The organism is Acidiplasma aeolicum, assembly GCF_001402945.1.
Taxonomy (GTDB): Archaea; Thermoplasmatota; Thermoplasmata; order Thermoplasmatales; family Thermoplasmataceae; genus Acidiplasma; species Acidiplasma aeolicum.
Genome location: NZ_LKBG01000130.1, coordinates 1 through 1,371, shown reverse-complemented (window position 1 = coordinate 1,371; position 1,371 = coordinate 1). Strand labels below are relative to the sequence as shown.

The 1,371-nt window shown below is 43.8% G+C and carries 1 protein-coding gene; it reads left to right on the top strand.

Features of this window, described 5'->3' with window-relative positions:
* A partial coding sequence (locus AOG54_RS03565; protein ID WP_156324185.1) for an ATP-binding protein occupies positions 1 to 1,371 on the top strand: 1,371 nt, incomplete at both ends.

The following is a 1,371-nucleotide window of genomic DNA, read 5'->3' as shown; positions in this document are numbered from 1 at the left end:
CAACATTCCAGGTGATTAACTGGCCCATAACAACAATCCCTTCTTTAAAGTATGAGGATCTTGGAAAATTAAAATCTCTCAGCGGATGGATTGGCTCTATAGGGGATGTGCATATAGAATATAGCGAGGTAGCGTACAAATGCCCTGGATGCGGGCAGACGCCTTCCTATGCAAAAAAGCCCAAGTCATGCATGGTCTGCGGATATAAGGGAGATCTGATTTTTGTGCCTGAAGAATCAAAAGGCCAGCTGGTGCAGGAAATAGTCCTACTGGAAAATTACGATGAAATGAAGCCGGAGAATAACCCTTCCACCATACCGTGCTATGTATCAGGGAATGATATCAACAAATTTACGATCGGAGATAGAATAAAGCTAATGGGAATAGTTTCCATTGTAAAGAAAAAATTTGACAGTTTCCTCAGTATACAGGTCCTGAACATATCCAAAAAGAATGAAGATCTCCATATCACATCCCAGGAAATGGAAAAAATTAAGGAGATAGCTAAGGATCCATTCAATTTTATACATAAGAACCTGGGAAAGTCAGTAATTGGGGAAGACTATGATATTATCAAGGAAAGCATAGCCCTATCAATTGCTGGGGGTTCTGAATCAAAGAAAAGGGCAAACATCCATATCCTGCTTATTGGCAATCCAGGTATAGGTAAATCTGAATTACTGTATGCTGCCAAGGATGACGCACCCAAAGGATTTTTTGTGGCAAGGCCCTCAGGGCCCGGCTTGACCGCCGCACTGTCTGATTACCAGGGGGCCAAAATATTGGTTCCTGGTATGCTGGTATTAGCAAACAATGGAGTCTTGATGATAGATGAAATTGACAAAATCAACAAGGGCGGCTTTGATGCCATACATTCTGCCATGGAACAGGGGCAGTTTACCGAGAGCATGGGCGGGCAGAGGGGCACATTCTACACAAATACAAGCATAATCGCTGCTGCCAATCCCTCTGGGTCCACATTCAGCCCCGATAGGTCTATCATGGAGCAGATCAATATGACAGAATCTCTGCTTCAGAGGTTCGACCTTATCTGGGCAATGTATGGAACTGGCCATGTGGACGCTTTGAAAATTTTGAGGAGTTCTGAAGAGAAGGATGATGAGATAGTAAAGAAATATTTTGCATACTGCTCGAAGCTGAACCCCACCATTTCAAAAGTGGAAGAGGAAATAGCTGACTTCTTCCAGGATGTAAGGTCAAAATCCGGGGATATGAGCATCGCCCCCAGGCATTTAATGGCAATGAAGAGGCTTACCCAAGCCTCGGCTAAATTGCATCTCAGGGAAGAAGCAACCCTGGAGGATGTAATGGAAATGGAAAAGGTCATGACTGAATACCTCAGGCCCTTTG